This is a genomic window from Micromonospora sp. LOL_013 (genome assembly GCF_048060315.1).
Taxonomy (GTDB): Bacteria; Actinomycetota; Actinomycetes; order Mycobacteriales; family Micromonosporaceae; genus Micromonospora_E.
Genome location: NZ_JBHMIQ010000040.1, coordinates 47,414 through 63,165, shown reverse-complemented (window position 1 = coordinate 63,165; position 15,752 = coordinate 47,414). Strand labels below are relative to the sequence as shown.

The 15,752-nt window shown below is 70.8% G+C and carries 15 protein-coding genes; 7 read left to right on the top strand and 8 right to left on the bottom strand.

Annotated features, from left to right (window positions below):
* Positions 1–98 precede the first annotated feature (98 nt).
* Entirely contained in the window at positions 99–752 is a 654-nt protein-coding gene (locus tag ACFHWS_RS23345) for an ISAs1 family transposase (protein ID WP_416569072.1), read from the top strand.
* A gap of 363 nt (positions 753–1,115) precedes the next feature.
* A complete protein-coding gene (locus ACFHWS_RS23340; RefSeq protein WP_416569069.1) occupies positions 1,116–1,757 on the top strand; it encodes an ATP-binding cassette domain-containing protein in 642 nt (213 codons plus the stop codon).
* Positions 1,758–1,850: 93 nt separating this feature from the next.
* Here the strand turns inward: ACFHWS_RS23340 and xylB are convergent, their stop codons facing one another.
* Both xylB and xylA read right to left on the bottom strand, forming a co-directional pair.
* Entirely contained in the window at positions 1,851–3,269 is a 1,419-nt protein-coding gene (xylB, locus tag ACFHWS_RS23335) for a xylulokinase (protein WP_416569068.1), read from the bottom strand.
* A gap of 50 nt (positions 3,270–3,319) precedes the next feature.
* The gene (gene xylA, locus ACFHWS_RS23330; RefSeq protein ID WP_416569067.1) at positions 3,320–4,507 is read right to left on the bottom strand and encodes a xylose isomerase; all 1,188 of its coding nucleotides are present in this window, start codon (positions 4,505–4,507) and stop codon (positions 3,320–3,322) included.
* Between the two features lie 74 nt (positions 4,508–4,581).
* Here xylA and ACFHWS_RS23325 point away from each other — a divergent pair, with 74 nt between their 5' ends.
* Complete coding sequence (locus ACFHWS_RS23325) at positions 4,582–5,796, top strand: ROK family protein (RefSeq protein WP_416553513.1); 1,215 nt, start codon at positions 4,582–4,584, stop codon at positions 5,794–5,796.
* 59 nt (positions 5,797–5,855) lie between these two features.
* Here ACFHWS_RS23325 and ACFHWS_RS23320 read toward each other — a convergent pair whose 3' ends face one another.
* The 3 genes from ACFHWS_RS23320 to ACFHWS_RS23310 form a co-directional block, all read right to left on the bottom strand.
* A complete protein-coding gene (locus ACFHWS_RS23320; RefSeq protein WP_416569071.1) occupies positions 5,856–7,310 on the bottom strand; it encodes a sugar transferase in 1,455 nt (484 codons plus the stop codon).
* 272 nt (positions 7,311–7,582) lie between these two features.
* Positions 7,583–9,286 carry a VWA domain-containing protein gene (locus ACFHWS_RS23315; RefSeq protein ID WP_416569066.1) on the bottom strand — a complete coding sequence of 568 codons (1,704 nt, stop codon included), beginning with the start codon at positions 9,284–9,286 and terminating at the stop codon, positions 7,583–7,585.
* A gap of 254 nt (positions 9,287–9,540) precedes the next feature.
* Positions 9,541–10,611: a lactonase family protein gene (locus ACFHWS_RS23310; protein WP_416569065.1), complete on the bottom strand. Its 1,071-nt coding sequence runs from the start codon at positions 10,609–10,611 to the stop codon at positions 9,541–9,543.
* Between the two features lie 168 nt (positions 10,612–10,779).
* Here ACFHWS_RS23310 and ACFHWS_RS23305 point away from each other — a divergent pair, with 168 nt between their 5' ends.
* The 4 genes from ACFHWS_RS23305 to ACFHWS_RS23290 are packed head-to-tail and all read left to right on the top strand — an operon-like array spanning position 10,780 to position 14,377.
* On the top strand, positions 10,780–11,448 hold the full coding sequence (locus tag ACFHWS_RS23305) for a GntR family transcriptional regulator (RefSeq protein WP_416553507.1): 669 nt from the start codon (positions 10,780–10,782) through the stop codon (positions 11,446–11,448).
* Positions 11,449–11,452: 4 nt separating this feature from the next.
* Complete coding sequence (locus ACFHWS_RS23300) at positions 11,453–12,187, top strand: (Fe-S)-binding protein (RefSeq protein ID WP_416569064.1); 735 nt, start codon at positions 11,453–11,455, stop codon at positions 12,185–12,187.
* Positions 12,184–13,722 (top strand): lactate utilization protein B, encoded by a 1,539-nt coding sequence (locus tag ACFHWS_RS23295; RefSeq protein ID WP_416569063.1) that lies wholly within the window; start codon positions 12,184–12,186, stop codon positions 13,720–13,722. The genes ACFHWS_RS23300 and ACFHWS_RS23295 overlap by 4 nt, the downstream gene beginning before the upstream one ends.
* Positions 13,715–14,377: a LutC/YkgG family protein gene (locus ACFHWS_RS23290; protein WP_416553501.1), complete on the top strand. Its 663-nt coding sequence runs from the start codon at positions 13,715–13,717 to the stop codon at positions 14,375–14,377. Before ACFHWS_RS23295 ends, ACFHWS_RS23290 begins: the two co-directional genes overlap by 8 nt.
* Here ACFHWS_RS23290 and ACFHWS_RS23285 read toward each other — a convergent pair.
* From ACFHWS_RS23285 to ACFHWS_RS23275, 3 genes are read right to left on the bottom strand one after another with little or no spacing between them, the layout of a single operon-like run.
* A complete protein-coding gene (locus ACFHWS_RS23285; RefSeq protein WP_416553499.1) occupies positions 14,374–14,976 on the bottom strand; it encodes a GTP-binding protein in 603 nt (200 codons plus the stop codon). The genes ACFHWS_RS23290 and ACFHWS_RS23285 overlap by 4 nt on opposite strands.
* Positions 14,957–15,343, bottom strand: a complete 387-nt coding sequence (locus ACFHWS_RS23280; RefSeq protein WP_416553497.1) for a DUF742 domain-containing protein — start codon at positions 15,341–15,343, stop codon at positions 14,957–14,959. Before ACFHWS_RS23280 ends, ACFHWS_RS23285 begins: the two co-directional genes overlap by 20 nt.
* Entirely contained in the window at positions 15,333–15,743 is a 411-nt protein-coding gene (locus tag ACFHWS_RS23275; RefSeq protein ID WP_416553767.1) for a roadblock/LC7 domain-containing protein, read from the bottom strand. Before ACFHWS_RS23275 ends, ACFHWS_RS23280 begins: the two co-directional genes overlap by 11 nt.
* Positions 15,744–15,752 lie beyond the last annotated feature (9 nt).

The window sequence follows — 15,752 nt, the reverse complement described above, 5'->3', positions numbered from 1 at the left end:
TCGTCGGGGCTGCGCCCCGACGCTGCCGCCTGCCCACTCACGGTTGTTTTTCCGGTCAGATCCCGGCGTTCACCCCGCTGCTACGCCTGGTCGCGGCCGTGCTGGGATCGTTGAGGGACGTCCTCGTGGTCGCGGACGCGTTGCACGCACAGACCGGGCACGCCGAGTTGCTCGCCGCCGACGGCGGACATCTGATGACCGCGGTCAAGGCCAACCAGCCCACCTTGTTCGCCCAGCTCAAGGCCCTTCCCTGGGCTGAGGTCCCGGTCGGGTCCCAGACCCGCGAGACCGGTCACGGACGCAAGGAGACCCGCACCGTCAAGGTCCTCACCGTGTCCACCCCGGGAGGCCTGGGCTTCCCCTACGCGCGGCAGGCCGTCCGGATCACCCGGACCCGCACGATCAAGGGCAGGACCACCCGTGAGACGGCGTACCTGACCGTCTCGCTGCCCGCCGACCAGGCCCAGCCCGCTGATCTGGGCACCTGGGCGCGGTCGGAATGGCATATCGAGAATCGGCTCCATCACGTACGGGATGTCACGTTCCGTGAGGATGCCCATAGCGCCCGAACGGGTAGCGGGCCCGCCGTGTTCGCCACGCTCCGCAACACCGCGATCGGATACCACCACGTTGATGGTGCTACCAACATCGCCGAAGCCACCCGACGTGCCAGCCACCGCCCGCACGACCTCATCGACGCCGTAACCACGGGAAACCCTGCCGTGACCAGGGGTCACCCGACTTTGCAATAGCCCTGGCCTACACCTGCTACACCTACTGGAACAACACTCCGTGATTGTAGTTCGGAATCCGCTAGCGGTCCAATAGCAAGAGCCTCGGCCCGATTGCTACATTGCTACATTGCTACGAGCCGGCGTCGAGCCCGAGTTACTCGGGTTCTGGCGCCGGCATCGATATGCGCCTCATCGTTGGCATAACTGCACTGGTAGGGATGAACTCGTCGGCTCGGGGGTGGCCGCGAGCCCTCCGGAATCGGCCTGGAGGTTGCTGGTCATCATGGCGACATCTTTGGCGGTTGAGGCCTTGTTCGTGCTCGCGATCGCTACCGTTGCCGAGCGGCGCAACACGGTACAACGGTTGAAGGAGCTTTAGCGATGGCGTTCTCGTGCGAACTTCTTGGCGTTTCCAAGCAGTACGGCGGCCGAGACATCTTGGTCAGCTTCGACCTACAGATCAAGGCCGGCGAGATGATAGCGATCACGGGTCCAAGCGGAACCGGAAAGTCCACGGTCCTCAATATGTTCGGTCTGCTGGATGTTCCGGACTCTGGCGAGGTCCGCATCCTCGGCGGCAAGGCCCCGAGACCCAGTACCCGCGCCGCGAACCGACTGCGCCGTCGTCATCTTGGCTATCTGTTCCAGAACTTCGCGCTCATCGACAACGAATCCGTCGGGCACAATCTCGACCTCGCTCTTACTTATTCGGACGGCGGTATTTCCAAGCGGCAGCGCATCGCCGATGCGCTCATGCAGGTCGACTTGCCCGAATCAGAGCATCGCAAGATCTATTCGCTGTCCGGGGGCGAACAGCAGCGAGTCGCGGTGGCGCGTCTTCTGCTCAAGCCGTGTGACATCGTTTTGGCCGACGAACCGACCGGATCCCTCGACGCCGACAACCGAGATTTCGTGCTGGGCCTGCTGCGCCGAATCAACAAGGCAGGTAAGACAGTCGTCCTCGCGACCCACGATGACATCGTCGCCCGCAGCTGTTCGCATGTAATCACGATTGCCAGTTGAAAATTGTCCACCACCGCAGAGAACCAGCAACCCCCAGGGCCCCGACGTCGATCGCACGGCAGTTTCAGAATCCCCTCATACGGTAATACCGATTCAGCCGGCGGTGACCCGGTTCAGGACGTGGTCGCGGGCGTCGGCGTACCGGGCGCGGATGGCGGGCACCGCGTCGGCGGCGTACTCCTCGGTGTCGGCCGGGGTCCAGTCCGGCGCATCCGGGGTGCCCAGCGCCAGCCAGGCGGCCTGCCGGGCGGCACCGTCGGCGACGTACTCCCCCGGCGGGGGCACCAGCACCGGGCAGCCGAACACCTCGGGCGCGATCCGGCGTACCGCCAAGGAGCGGGCCCCGCCGCCGACCAGAATGACCCGGTTGACGGTCGCGCCCTGCGCGACCAGGGCGTCCAGGCCGTCGGCGAGCGCGCAGAGCATGCCCTCGACGGCGGCCCGCGCCAGGTGCGCGGGGGTGCTGCTGGCCAGGGTGAGCCCGTGCAGCGAGCCGCTGGCCGTCGGCCGGTCCGGGGTGCGTTCCCCTTCCAGGTACGGCACCAGCACCAGCCCGTCGGCGCCGGCCGGTGCGCTCAGCGCCAGCTCGGCGAGCCGTTCGTGGTCGACGCCGAGCAGCTTCGCGGCGGCGTCGAGCACCCGGGCGGCGTTGAGGGTGGCGACCAGCGGCAGGAAGCGGCCGGTGGTGTCGGCGAAACCGGCGACGGTGCCGCTGGGGTCGGCGGCCGGGGTGTCGGCGACGCTGAACACGGTGCCGGAGGTGCCGATGGAGACGATCACGTCGCCGGGGCGGGCGCCGACGCCGAGCGCGGCGGCGGCGTTGTCCCCGGCGCCGGGGCCGAGCGGTGCGCCGGAGCGCAGCGCGCCGGCCGGGTCGGTGGGGCCGAGCACCGTCGGCACCAGCGGCGTCCGGCCGAAGGCATGCTCCAGCAGGTCGGGGCGGTACTGGCCGGTCGCTGCCGACCAGTAGCCGGTGCCGCTGGCGTCGCTGCGGTCGGTGCGCAGCGCGGCCAGGTCGCCGGTGCCGGCCAACCGCCAGGTCAGCCAGTCGTGCGGCAGGCAGACCGCAGCCGTACGGTCGGCCGACGCCGGCTCGGTGCGGGCCAGCCAGCGCAGTTTGGTGATGGTGAAGCTGGCCACCGGCACCAGGCCGACGGCGTCGGCCCAGGCCTGCCGGCCGGCGGTGCCGCCGCCGAACTCGTCGATCAGTTCGGCGGCGGCACCGGCCGAGCGGGTGTCGTTCCACAGCAGGGCGGGGCGGACCACGTCGCCGGTCTCGTCCAGGCAGACCATGCCGTGCTGTTGGCCGGCGACGGCGGCGGCGGACACGTCGTCCAGCCCGCCGGCCGCGTCGATGGCCTGTTGCAGCGCCGCCCACCAGGCGTCCGGGTGCACCTCGGTGCCGTCCGGATGCGCCGCCCGGCCCTCACGGACCAGTTTGCCGGTGTCCGCGTCGCGGATCACCACCTTGCACGACTGGGTCGACGAGTCGACGCCGGCGACGAGGGTCACGGCTGGTCCTCCATGAGGGGGTCGGGCGGGTTCGCGGTGGACGGTACGGGTCAGCGGGCGCCGAGCAGGTGCTCGACCGCGAGCTGGTTGAGGCGGACGAAGTGGAAGCCCTGCTCGGCGACGGCCTCCGGGTCGAAGTCCTCGAAGCTGGACCGGTCGGCGAGCAGATCGGTGTAGGTCTCGCCGGGGTTGAGGGTGGGCACGGCCAGGTCCGGGACCTTGCTGGCGGCGAGCGCCTCCTGCACCTCGGGGTCGGCCCGGAACGCGGCGGCCCGCTCCTTGAGCAGCAGGTACGTGCGCATGTTGGCGGCAGCGGACGCCCAGACACCGGTGTAGTCCTCGGTGCGCGACGGCTTGTAGTCGAAGTGCCGGGGGCCGTCGTAGGCGGGGGTGCCGTCGGGGCCACCGTTCTCCAGCAGGTCGACCAGGGAGAACGCGTTGAGCAGGTCGCCGTGGCCGAAGACCAGGTCCTGGTCGAACTTGACGCCACGCTGGCCGTTGAGGTCGATGTGGAACAGTTTGCCGTGCCACAGGGCCTGGGCGATGCCGTGGGTGAAGTTGAGCCCGGCCATCTGCTCGTGGCCGACCTCGGGGTTGAGGCCGACCAGCTCCGGGCGGGCCAGGCTGGAGATGAAGGCGATCGCGTGGCCGACGGTCGGCAGCAGGATGTCGCCGCGCGGCTCGTTGGGCTTGGGCTCGATGGCGAAGCGCAGGTCGTAGCCGCGGTCGACGACGTACTGGCCGAGCAGGTCGACGGCCTCGCGGTAGCGGTCGAGCGCGGCCCGGATGTCCTTGGCGTGGTCGTACTCGGAGCCTTCCCGGCCGCCCCACATGACGAAGGTCTTCGCGCCGAGCTCGGCGGCGAGGTCGATGTTGCGCAGCACCTTGCGCAGCGCGAACCGCCGGATTGAGCGGTCGTTGCTGGTGAAGCCGCCGTCCTTGAAGATCGGGTGGCCGAAGAGGTTGGTGGTGACCATCGGCACGACCAGTCCGGTCTCGTCGAGCGCCTTGCGGAACCGGGCGATGTGCTGGTCGCGGCTGGCCGAGTCGGAGCCGAACGGGATCAGGTCGTCGTCGTGGAAGGTGATGCCGTACGCGCCGAGGTTGGCGAGCTGGTGCACCGCCTCGACGGCGTCGAGCGGGCCTCGGCTGGCGTCGCCGAACTGGTCGCGGGCCTGCCATCCAACGGTCCAGAGCCCGAAGGAGAATTTGTCGGCCGGCGTGGGCTGGACTGTCATGGTGACCTCCGCGAAACACGACAGATTTGTTTAGTGATTGAATTATTTTCCCGGCGTGTGGCATTGTCAAGGCCATGCGCACGCCAGAATCCCCGCTCCGCCAGGCTGGTCTGCGCGAGCACCATCTCGGCCTGGTGGTCCGCCAGGTCGCCGCCGCCGGTCGCCCACCGTCCCGCGCCGAGATCGCCGCGACGACCGGACTGACCCGGGCCACCGTCTCGGCGCTCGTCGACGAGCTGATCGGTGGCAACCTGCTCACCGAGGTCGCGCCGGTGCCCCGGACCGGTGCCGGCCGGCCGGCGACCGGGCTGGCGCTCGCCGCCGACGGCCCGGCCGGTCTCGGCCTGGAGATCAACGTCGACTACCTGGCCGCCTGCCTGGTGGATCTGTCCGGAACGGTACGCCATCGGGCGGTGCTACCGGCGGATCAACGGCCGCACCCGCCGGAGCTGGTGCTGGCCCGGCTCGCCGCGCTGGCCGGCGAGGTGCTCACCGCGCCGCAGGCGCGCGATCTCCCGCTCGCCGGCGCCGCGCTGGCCGTACCCGGGCTGGTGACCGGGGACGGGCTGGTCCGGCTCGCGCCGAACCTCGGCTGGCACGACGTGGACGTCTCGGCCGTGCTTTCCGCCACCGGCGGCCCTCTCGCCGGCGTACCGCTGACCGTGGACAACGAGGCGAACCTCGCCGCCCTGGGCGAACTGCACGCCCGCCACGGCGAGCCGGCCGACTTCGTCTACGTCTCCGGTGAGATCGGCATCGGGGCCGGGATCGTGCTGGACGGTCGCCTGTTCCGGGGCACCCGGGGGTGGAGCGGCGAGCTCGGCCACCTCGCGGTCCGGCCGGACGGGCCGAGCTGCCGGTGCGGGGCACGCGGCTGTCTTGAGCAGTACGCCGGTCAGGAGGCGATCCTACGCTCGGCCGGCCTGGCCGGGCAGGGGCTGACCGCCTCCGAGGCGCTGCGGCAGGTCGCCGATCGGGCGGCACGCTCCGAACCGCAGGTCCGCCGGGCGTTGACGGCGGCGGCCGGCGCGCTCGGTGTGGTGCTCGCCGGGGTGGTCAACCTGCTGGATGTGCAGACCATCGTGCTCGGTGGCATCTACGCGCCGCTGGCACCGTGGCTGTCGCCGGTCGTCGAGGCGGAGATCGGTCGACGGGTGCTGACCGTCGGCTGGTCGCCGGTGACCGTCCGGGCTTCGCTGCTGGGTGCCGAGGCGGCGGCGACCGGCGCGGCCGGCGCGGTGGTCCGGGCGGTACGCGACCACCCGGCCCCCTGGCTGGCCGCCGGCTGACGCCAACGGCCACCAGAGCCCGCCCGTAGCCGAGGTGAGTAGGTACCGCGCGGCCCAGGTCAGTACGCGCCGCGGCCGTTGACGACCGCGCCGAAGGTCTTCCACAGAATGGTCAGGTCGCTGGCCAGTGACCAGTTCTCCACGTAGTAGAGGTCGAGCCGGATGCCGTCCTCCCAGGACAGGTCGGACCGGCCGCTGACCTGCCACAGGCCGGTCATTCCGGGCTTGACCAGCAGCCGGCGGGCGACGTCGCCGTCGTAGCGGGCAACCTCCGACGGCAGCGGCGGACGCGGGCCGACCAGGCTCATGTGGCCGAACAGCACGTTGGCCAGCTGCGGCAGCTCGTCGAAGGAGTACTTGCGCAGGAACCTGCCGACCCGGGTGATGCGCGGGTCGTCGCGCATCTTGAACATCAGCCCGTCGGTCTCGTTCTTGGCCGCCAGCTCGGCGAGCAGTTTGTCGGCGTCGACCACCATCGTGCGGAACTTGTAGACGTGGAACTCCCGCCCGCCCTGGCCGACCCGGACCTGCTTGAAGATGACCGGTCCTCGGCTGTCGAGCTTGATCGCCAGGGCGAGCAGGGTCAGCACCGGCAGCAGCAGGGTCACCGCCAGCAGCGACACCGACCGGTCGACGAAGCCCTTGACCAGCTTGCGGGTGCCCCGGAACTCGGGCGCCTCGACGTGGATCAGCGGCAGCCCGGCGACCGGCCGGGTGTGGATCCGCGGCCCGGCCACGTCGGTCAGCGCCGGGGCCAGCACCAGGTCGATGCCGGTGCCCTCCAGCTGCCAGCCGAGCCGGCGCAGCCGGGTGGCGGTCAGCTCCCCGGACGCGGTGACCGCGACGGTGTCGGCACCGGTGGCGGCGGCGGCGTCCGGGATGTTGCGGAACGAACCGGCGACCGGCACGTCACCGAGCCGTTGCGGCACCGGGGCCAGCAGCGCGTCCGGGATGCAGGCACCGACCACCCGGTAGCCCGCGTACGGCTCCCGCCGCAGCGTGTGCACCAGCTCCAGCACGTGCGGGGTGTCCCCGACCACCAGCACCTTGCGGAACCACCCCGTCCCGGTGGCCCGCTGGCGGTGCAGGTACTTGCGGGCGCCGAACCGGCCGGCGACCAGACCGACGGTGCCAACCGCGAAGGCCACCGCCAGGAAGCCTCGGCTGATCCCGACGTTGGCGACGTAGCCGATGATCGCCACGGTGCCGGCCAGCCGCAGGCTGGCAGTGATCACCCGCCGGTACTCGTCGGCGCCGTAGCCGAGCACCCGGTCGTCGTAGCAGCGCAGCAACTTCAGCGAGGCCAGCCACGCGATCATCAGGCAGGGGGTCGTCAGGACGTACGGTAGATCCGCTCCGGTGGCTTCCTCGGCACCGAAACGCACCAGGTAGCCGGCCAGCACGGCGGCGCAGAGCACGCCGATGTCAAGGGCGGCGATCGCCCGAATGTAGGCACGCTGTCGCGCGTGCAGCACTGCGGTGGGCGCTCCCGGTGTGGAGTCCGGTTGCACCACCGTAGCGTTGACCAAAGTCGCCGACGTCACTAGCCCTCCCAGCTTGCTCGAGTCGACGCAGACCCCGGGCACCTCGCTGGCCCGTCGTTGGTACCGGTGGTGCCACGGCACCCCGATATCTTGGCCCACCTTCCGGTGTGGCCGAAGCTTGCGACAGATTACCGTCAGTTGACCAGAGGGCTTCCACAATAGAGGTACAATATGGAGCCATCTCACAACCCTCAGTCACTCGGCGGCTCGACAAAAACCTCTCGAACCCCCACATCACCGACTCAGCGCACGGTTGTCGGGCGGAGAGCGATCGCCTTGAGCAGAATGTCACCGATGTTGGCCGGGTCCTCGGTTACGAACACCCCGCCACCGGTGGTATTGGTGATCGACTCCAGTTCCTCCTGACTCACCCCGTCGCCGATGCCAACGTAGATCACCTGGATGGGCCGCTGTGGATCAGCCGCCTCGGCCAACTCGGCCAACAGCTCATCCTGGGTCAACCCGTTGTCGTCCTCGTTCCTACCATCAGTGAAGATGACCACCGAGTTGACACGCCCAGCTGCCCATTCGTCCTGCATTGCCAGATAAGCGGCGAGCGTCGTGTCGTACAAACCGGTATTTCCGTTCTGCTTCGGCACGACCTCCGACAGCGACGCCTCCAGCTCCACCCGACGGCTACTCAACGGACTGATCGGTACGAGTTCTCGCCAGTCCTGCTCGCCGTCCAGTTCGGTGGAGAAGATCCACAGTCCGAGAGCCCACGAATCGTCGAACAGGCCGAGCCCTCGGCGGGCCGCCTCCCGAGTGAGATCGGCGCGGGTAACGTTGTCCGCAGTGGGCACCGGCTCCAGCATCGAACCCGAGACGTCGATCACCGCGAGCATCTGGGCAGGCAGGGTGACCGATGTCCAGGTGGCGAGAGCCCGGTCGATCACTACCGGGTCCAGGCCACCGGCCGCCGTACCGCCGGAGTCCGGGATGGCGGTCGCCGGTGCAGTACCTGCCGGGCTGGGCGCTCCCTGGGGCGCACTGAAGCCGGCGCCCCAGGTGCCGTCCGCCGCCCGCAGCCCCTGATCACCGAGTTGGTTACGGAACCCCGCCCCGGTCAGCACGGAGTAGAAGGCGTCCGCTGCCGCAGCCTTGGCCGGGTCGGCGCCGGGCAGCACCGCGTACGGGTAGTCGAGCGACATGGGTGCCGGTTCCAGGTACAGCGCCGCGAGCGCGATCGGCGGCTGCGCGGCGTTGTACTGGATCACGTCCTCCTCGGACAGGGCGGCGGCGCCGAGTGCGGAGGCGACTGACGCGGGATCGGCCGAGCGGGGAAATCGGGCGATCAGGTCCTCCCGCAGCGCGGACCGGCCGGTAGCCAGGGCGCGCAACGCCGCCGTCGTCGCCTGCTGGGCGTTCGCTCCGACCTCGCCGGCCGCTTCACCGAGGGCGAGCAAGCCGGACAGCCCTGCCGCGTCGCGGGTCGGTTCGACGATGCCGGTCCGCAGCTCGGTGCCGGTGGTGATCTGCTGCAGCAGGTCGGTCCAGGTCAGCTGCTGGTCGGGCCAGCCCAGGTTGGTCGCCACCGGTTCGGGCATCGCGACCACCACCGGGCTGCTGGCCACCGACTCGTTGTTGGCCGGGGTGAACCCGGGGGCCAGCGAACTCAGCCGGAGCAGCCAGGTGGACGAATCCGGCACCCACACGTCCGGCGCGATCGCCGTACCGCTGGCCTGACCTACCCCGGCCAGCGCTACACCGTGCTGCCCGGCCACCACAGCGGCAACGTTAACCGGGTCGGACGCGGCGACCTCGACCGCGACGCAGGCGTCACCGACCGCACCGCCGTCGGCCCGCCACCGGTCCGCTGCCGACTGCACGGCGGGCGCGATCTCCGGTGCGGCGGAGACGACCAGGGGCAGCGTCCCGGAGCAGGACGGGCCGGTGAGGCGTTGGTAGCCAAACCAGACCCCGGCGGTGACGACGATTAGCGCCATCGCTGCTGCGATGGCGCTTGCTCCGCGAACCCCACGTCGCATCCGGTGACGGCCTGGCACGGTCCCATACTCCGGATGAGCAGGCCATCGTGCCAGGTACGTTCGGATGAAAGTTACGGAGGAGAAACACTTTATGGAGATTGGTGACTTCGGGTAGCCGCGCCACTTCCGTACGTTTCGAGAATACCGACAGGGCCGTGCCGGCCTCGACAAACAGCTCACGCCGTCAGCGGACGGATATCCGCCGCAGAGGCTCAGAAACCAGGCAGTACGCAGGTCGGCGTCGGCGCCGGGACCGGATCACCGACCGGGGTCGGCACGCCGTCTGAAGAATCGATCAGGTACACGCCCACCGAGCCCGACCGCTCGTTGGCGACGTACAGATGATCGCCGACGATCGCGAAGTGGCGCGGCCAGTGGCCGCCGGAAGGCACCTCGGCGACGTACCTCGGCTGGTCGGGAACGGTCAGTGAGAAGACCGTGATGGTGTCCGGGCCGCGGTTGGCGACGTACAGGAACCGGCCGCCCCGCCCGACCGCGATCTCGGCGGGCTGCGCCCCTCCGGCCGCACCGGCGGACGACTCACTCGCCGGCACCCGGGCCCGCTCGGTCAGCCCACCGCCCCCGTCGATCTCGTACGCCGTCACGCTGGCATCCAGCTCCCCCACCAGGTACGCCCACCGGCCGTCGGGGTGTCGGGCGAGATGCCGAGGACCGCTGCCCTGCGTCGCCGCCATCGCCGGGTCCGGCTCGGTCAGCGTGCCGGTCGCCGGGTCGAGTAGATAGCGATGCACGGCGTCGGTGCCCAGGTCGACGACGTACAGTCCGGCGTCATCCGGGTCCGGGGAGACCATGTGGGCATGCGGGCCCTCCTGCCGGTCGGGTCGCGGCCCAGCGCCCGAATGCGTCAGCAGATCGGTACGCGGCAGTAGCGTCCCGTCGTCGTCGATCGGATGCACCGCGACGCTGCCGCTGACATAGTTCGCGCTGATCAGATGCCCACCCGTCGCGACGAACGCCAGGTGGCACGGGCTCGACCCACCCGTGGGCTGGCTACCCAGCGGACGAAGCCGGTCTCCGCTGACCAACCAGGCGCTTACGGTGCCCTCGCCGACCTCGTTGACCGCGTACAGCACCGGACGGCGCGGGTGCCGGGCGAGGAACGACGGCGAGGCGCACTCGGCGCCCAGCGTAGGCTCGCTGAGCTGGCCGGTCGCCGGATCCCGTCGGGCGACCATCACCCCGGTCCCGTTCCCACCGCCCTCGGCTGTGTAGCAGCCGAGGTAGATCGTCTCTGCCGCCGGATTCGGCTCCGCTGCGCGCACCGGACTCCCTTCCGCCGTCCGCGTCGGCCGGGCCTGACCGCAACCCGGGCCCACCGACGTCGGACACTCGATTCAATTCGAGCGATCCTATAGGATCTTTGATCTACCCGCTGCCGGGCCGGCCGATCCACGGCCGGTGCCTGCGGGTCGAGCACCGAGGAGGGCCCCGTGCGGCCAGCGCGTCGTCTCACCCTCACCGACGACGTGTACGAGACCGTCCGCGCCCAGGTGATGGACCACGTGGTCGCCCCGGGCGCCCGGATCAACATCGACGCCCTGGCCCGCGACCTGCGGGTTTCCCCCACCCCGGTACGCGAGGCGCTCGCCCGGCTGGAAGCCGACGGGCTGGTCCGCAAGCGCCCGCTGGTCGGATACACCGCCACGCCACTGCTTACCCGCGACGAGTTCGACGAACTCGTCGAGATGCGGCTGATCCTGGAGACCGCCGCCGCCCGGCGGGTCGCCGCTCGGTCGGCGAGGGCCGAGCCGGCCGCCATCGACCTGCTCCGCGAGGCCGCCGACCTGCCCGGTCCGGTACCCGGCGCGCAGGGCTACGCGAGCATCGCCGCCTTCACCGCCCAGGACGCCCGGTTCCACAACCTGCTCGCCGAGCAGTCCGGCAACCGGATGCTGCACGACGCGGTCGTCCGCCTCCGGCCGCACCTGCACCTGTTCCGGCTGCACTTCCCGCCGACCCACTACCGCACCAGCGGGGCCGAACACCACCGGATCGTCGACGCGGTGGCGTCCGGCGATCCGGACCGGGCCGAGACAGCGGTACGCGAGCATCTGCTCGCCGCCCGGCAACGCCACCTCCCCTACTTCCGGCAGGGCTGACCCGATGCGCGTCGCACTCTTCGTCACCTGCGTCAACGACGTGCTCTACCCGGGCACCGGGCGGGCCGTCGTGCAGTTGCTGGAGCGGCTCGGGCACACCGTCGACTTTCCGCTCGACCAGAGCTGCTGCGGGCAACTGCACGGCAACAGTGGGTACCGGGCCGAGGCGATACCCCTGGTCCGCCGGTTCGTCGAGACGTTCCGTGACCACGCGGTGGTGGTCGCGCCGTCCGGTTCGTGCGTGGCGATGGTCCGCGACGCGTACCCGCGACTGGCCGCCGACGACCCGGCGCTCGCCGCCGCGGTCGACGAACTGCGACCCCGGGTGTACGAATTGTCCGAACTGCTGGTCAACGTGCTCGGCGTCACCGATGTCGGAGCCGCCTTCCCGCACTCGGTCACCTACCACCCGACCTGCCATGGGCTGCGAATGCTGCGGCTGGGCGACCGGCCGCTGCGGCTGCTGCGTGCGGTCCGCGGGATCGACCTGCGCGACCTGCCGGACGCCGAGGAGTGCTGCGGTTTCGGCGGCACCTTCGCGATGCGCAACGCCGCCGTCTCCAGCACCATGCTGGCCGACAAGTGCCGGGCGGTACGCGGCACCGGCGCCCGCTACCTGGCGGCGGCCGACAACTCGTGCCTGGCCCAGATCGGCGGCGGGCTGACCCGGTTCCGCAGCCCGGTGCGAGCGGTGCACTACGCGCAGATCCTGGCCGGCACGGCGGAGGAGCCGAATTGACCAGCACCAGCACCAGCACCAGCAACGACAGCGGCACCGGCAACGTGACCGCCCGGCTGCCGTTTCCCACCGCGGCGGCCCGCGAGCTGGGCAACGCCCAGCTGCGGGCCAACCTGCACCGGGCCACCCGCACCATCCGCGACAAGCGGGAACGGATGGTCGCCGAGCTGCCGGACTGGGAGGCGCTGCGGGTCGCCGGGGCGGCGGTCAAGGACGACGTGCTGGCCCGCCTGCCCGAGCTGCTCGCCGAGTTCGAGGCGGCGGCCACCGCCGCCGGGGCCCAGGTGCACTGGGCGCGGGACGGGGCCGAAGCGGGCCGGGTGGTGACCGACCTGGTCCGGCGAACCGGCGCCGACCAGGTCGTCAAGATCAAATCAATGGTCACCCAGGAGATCGGGCTCAACGAGACCCTCGCGGCGGCCGGCATCGAAGCGATCGAGACCGACCTCGCCGAGCTCATCGTCCAGCTGGCCGGCGACACGCCGTCGCACATCCTGGTCCCGGCGATCCACTACAACCGGACGCAGATCCGGGAGATCTTCGCCCGCCGGATGCCCGGTGTCGACCTGACCACCCTCACCGACGACCCGCCGGCGCTGGCCGAGGCGGCCCGCCGCCACCTGCGGGAACGGTTCCTTACCGCGCGAGTGGCGATCTCCGGGGCGAACTTCGCCGTGGCACGCACCGGCACCCTGGTGGTGGTCGAGTCCGAGGGCAACGGACGGATGTGCCTGACTCTGCCGCAGACGATGATCTCGGTGGTCGGGGTGGAGAAGATCGTCCCGACCTTCCGGGACCTGGAGATCTTCCTGCAGTTGCTGCCGCGTTCGTCGACCGGCGAACGGATGAACCCGTACACCTCGATGTGGACCGGGGTGACCCCCGGCGATGGGCCGCAGGAGTTGCACATCGTGCTGCTCGACAACGGCCGGGCCGACACCCTCGCCGACCCGGTCGGCCGCCAGGCGCTGCGCTGCATCCGCTGCTCCGCCTGTCTGAACGTCTGCCCGGTCTACGAGCGGGTCGGTGGCCACGCGTACGGCTCGGTGTATCCGGGGCCGATCGGGGCGATCCTCTCCCCGCAGCTCACCGGCCCCCGGGCCGGAGCCAACCGGACCCTGCCGTACGCCTCGACCCTCTGCGGTGCCTGCTTCGACGCCTGCCCGGTACGCATCGACATCCCGCAGGTGCTGGTGCACCTGCGCCAGCGTGGGGTCGACGAGGCCCGCCGGCGCCCGTCCGCCGAGCGCACCGCGATGGGCGCGATGTCCTGGGTGATGCGCGACCGCCGACGGTACGCCGCCGCGCTACGCGCCACCCGGCGGGTCGCCGCCCCGGTGCGGCTGGCCGCCGGACGGCGCGGCACGGTCCGCCGACTGCCGTGGCCGTTGGCCGGTTGGACGGCCAGCCGGGACGCACCGGTGCCACCCCGGCAGAGTTTCCGTGACTGGTGGCTGGCCCGCTCCGACGACAGGACCGGACCGCAGGACGACAGGACCGGACCGCACGAGGACGGGAGGCCGCGCGGTGACTGACGCCCGTACCGAGATTCTGGCCCGGTTGCGGGCGGCGCGGGACCACCGGCCGGCGGCGGTTGCGGTACGGGTGCCACGCGACTACCGAACAGCCGACGCCGACCCTGCCGATGCCGACCCTGCCGCTCTCCTGATGGACCGGCTGATCGACTACCGGGCGACGGTGCACCGGTGCTTTCCGGACCAGTTGGCCGACCGGATCGCCGAGGTGCTCACCGGGGTGCGCCGGGTCGCGGTGCCGCAGGACCTGCCGGGCGACTGGCTACGCGACTTCTCCGGGGAGGTACTGCGCGACCACCCGGCCCGGCCGCTGACCGTCACCGACCTGGACCGGCCGGGCCTGACCGCACTGACCGGGTGCGCGGTGGCGATCGGCCGGACCGGGACGGTGCTGCTGGACACCGGGCCGGCGCAGGGCCCGCGCCGGCTCACCCTGGTGCCCGACCTCCACGTCTGCGTGGTCCGAACCAACCAGGTGGTAGCCGGGGTGCCGGCGGCACTGGCCCGGCTGGCCGACCCGACCCGACCGATCACGCTGATCTCCGGGCCGTCCGCCACCAGTGACATCGAGCTGAACCGAATCGAAGGGGTACACGGGCCGCGCCGGCTGGACGTCGTGCTGGTCGACACCGGCCGGCACCCGGCCGCAGGTTAGCCCGCCGGCACCGGCTGACCGCGCAGATAGGCGACATGCTCGACCAACGCGATCAGCACCGTCTTGCCCGAGCCACGGTTGCGGGCGTCGCACAGCACGATCGGCACCGCCGGGTCGAGGTCGAGCGCACGGCGCACCGAGTCCTGACTGAACTGCTGCGCCCCCTCGAAGCAGTTGACCCCGACCACGAACGGCGTGCCCCGTTGCTCGAAGTAGTCGACCGACGGGAAACAGTCGGCGAGCCGACGGGTGTCGGCCAGCACCACCGCACCGAGCGCGCCGAACGCCAACTCGTCCCAGAGGAACCAGAACCGGTCCTGGCCCGGCGTACCGAACAGATAGACCTGCAGATCTTCGTTGATGGTGATCCGGCCGAAGTCCATCGCGACGGTCGTGGTGTTCTTGCCCTCCACCCAGGACGTATCGTCGGTGCCCAGGCTGGCGCTGGTCAGCACCTCCTCGGTCTGCAGCGGACGGATCTCACTGACCGCGCCGACCAGGGTGGTCTTCCCGACGCCGAAACCGCCCGCGATGAGAATCTTCAGCGCGAGTGGGACCCGCCGGGAGGGCTTGTGCCGGTCAGAGCGCACGGAGTCCATTGACCACCGCCTTGAGTATGTCGTCGTGGGGGTGAGCGGCCGAAGCCGGGGGTTCGTAGAGGGCGATCAGTCCGGCGGCGAGCAGGTCCCCGAGCAGGACCCGGACCACACCGAGCGCGAGATCGAGGTCGGCCGCCAGGTCGGCGACCGAGACCGGCTGCTGGGCCAGCCCGACGATGCGCCGATGTTCCGGCTGCAGCGGAACTTCGACGCCGGCGCCCTCCGGGGCCTTCGCCACCACGAAGGCCAGCAGGTCGAAGGTGGCACCGGTCGGCTGCACCCGACCACCGGTCACCGCGTACGGACGGACCACCGGGCCGGCGTCGGAGTCCAGCCAGTCGTGGGGTCCGGCCGGGTCACCCCGCATCTGATTGCGCCGCAGGTGGCCGGCTCGGCGTGCTGAGAGTCTGCCCGACCCGGGTGACCAGCATCGCCATCTCGTACGCGATCAGACCGATGTCCGCGTCGGCCGCGCTGAGCACCGCCAGGCAGGCCCCGTGCCCGGCCGCAGTGACGAACAGGTACGCCGACTCCATCTCGATCACGGTCTGCCGTACCGGACCCGACCCGAAGTGCCGGCTGGCACCCTTGGCGAGGCTCTGGAAGCCGGCGGCCATCGCCGCCATGTGCTCGGCACCCTCCCGGGTCAGCCCCCGCGACGCGCCCATCAGCAGGCCGTCGGCGGACAGCACGACGGCCTGCTGCGCGGTCGGGACCCGGTCGACGAGATCGTCGAGCAGCCAGTCGAGGTTCATCGCATGCCGCATGGTGTGCAC

Coding starts and splice junctions, on each gene's coding strand:
- ACFHWS_RS23340 (WP_416569069.1), top strand. CDS start 1,116: ATGGCGTTCTCGTGCGAACTTCTTGGCGTTTCCAAGCAGTACGGCGGC.
- xylA (WP_416569067.1), bottom strand. CDS start 4,507: ATGACAGTCCAGCCCACGCCGGCCGACAAATTCTCCTTCGGGCTCTGG.
- ACFHWS_RS23325 (WP_416553513.1), top strand. CDS start 4,582: ATGCGCACGCCAGAATCCCCGCTCCGCCAGGCTGGTCTGCGCGAGCAC.
- ACFHWS_RS23315 (WP_416569066.1), bottom strand. CDS start 9,286: ATGGCGCTAATCGTCGTCACCGCCGGGGTCTGGTTTGGCTACCAACGC.
- ACFHWS_RS23300 (WP_416569064.1), top strand. CDS start 11,453: ATGCGCGTCGCACTCTTCGTCACCTGCGTCAACGACGTGCTCTACCCG.
- ACFHWS_RS23285 (WP_416553499.1), bottom strand. CDS start 14,976: ATGGACTCCGTGCGCTCTGACCGGCACAAGCCCTCCCGGCGGGTCCCA.
- ACFHWS_RS23280 (WP_416553497.1), bottom strand. CDS start 15,343: ATGCGGGGTGACCCGGCCGGACCCCACGACTGGCTGGACTCCGACGCC.
- ACFHWS_RS23275 (WP_416553767.1), bottom strand. CDS start 15,743: ATGCGGCATGCGATGAACCTCGACTGGCTGCTCGACGATCTCGTCGAC.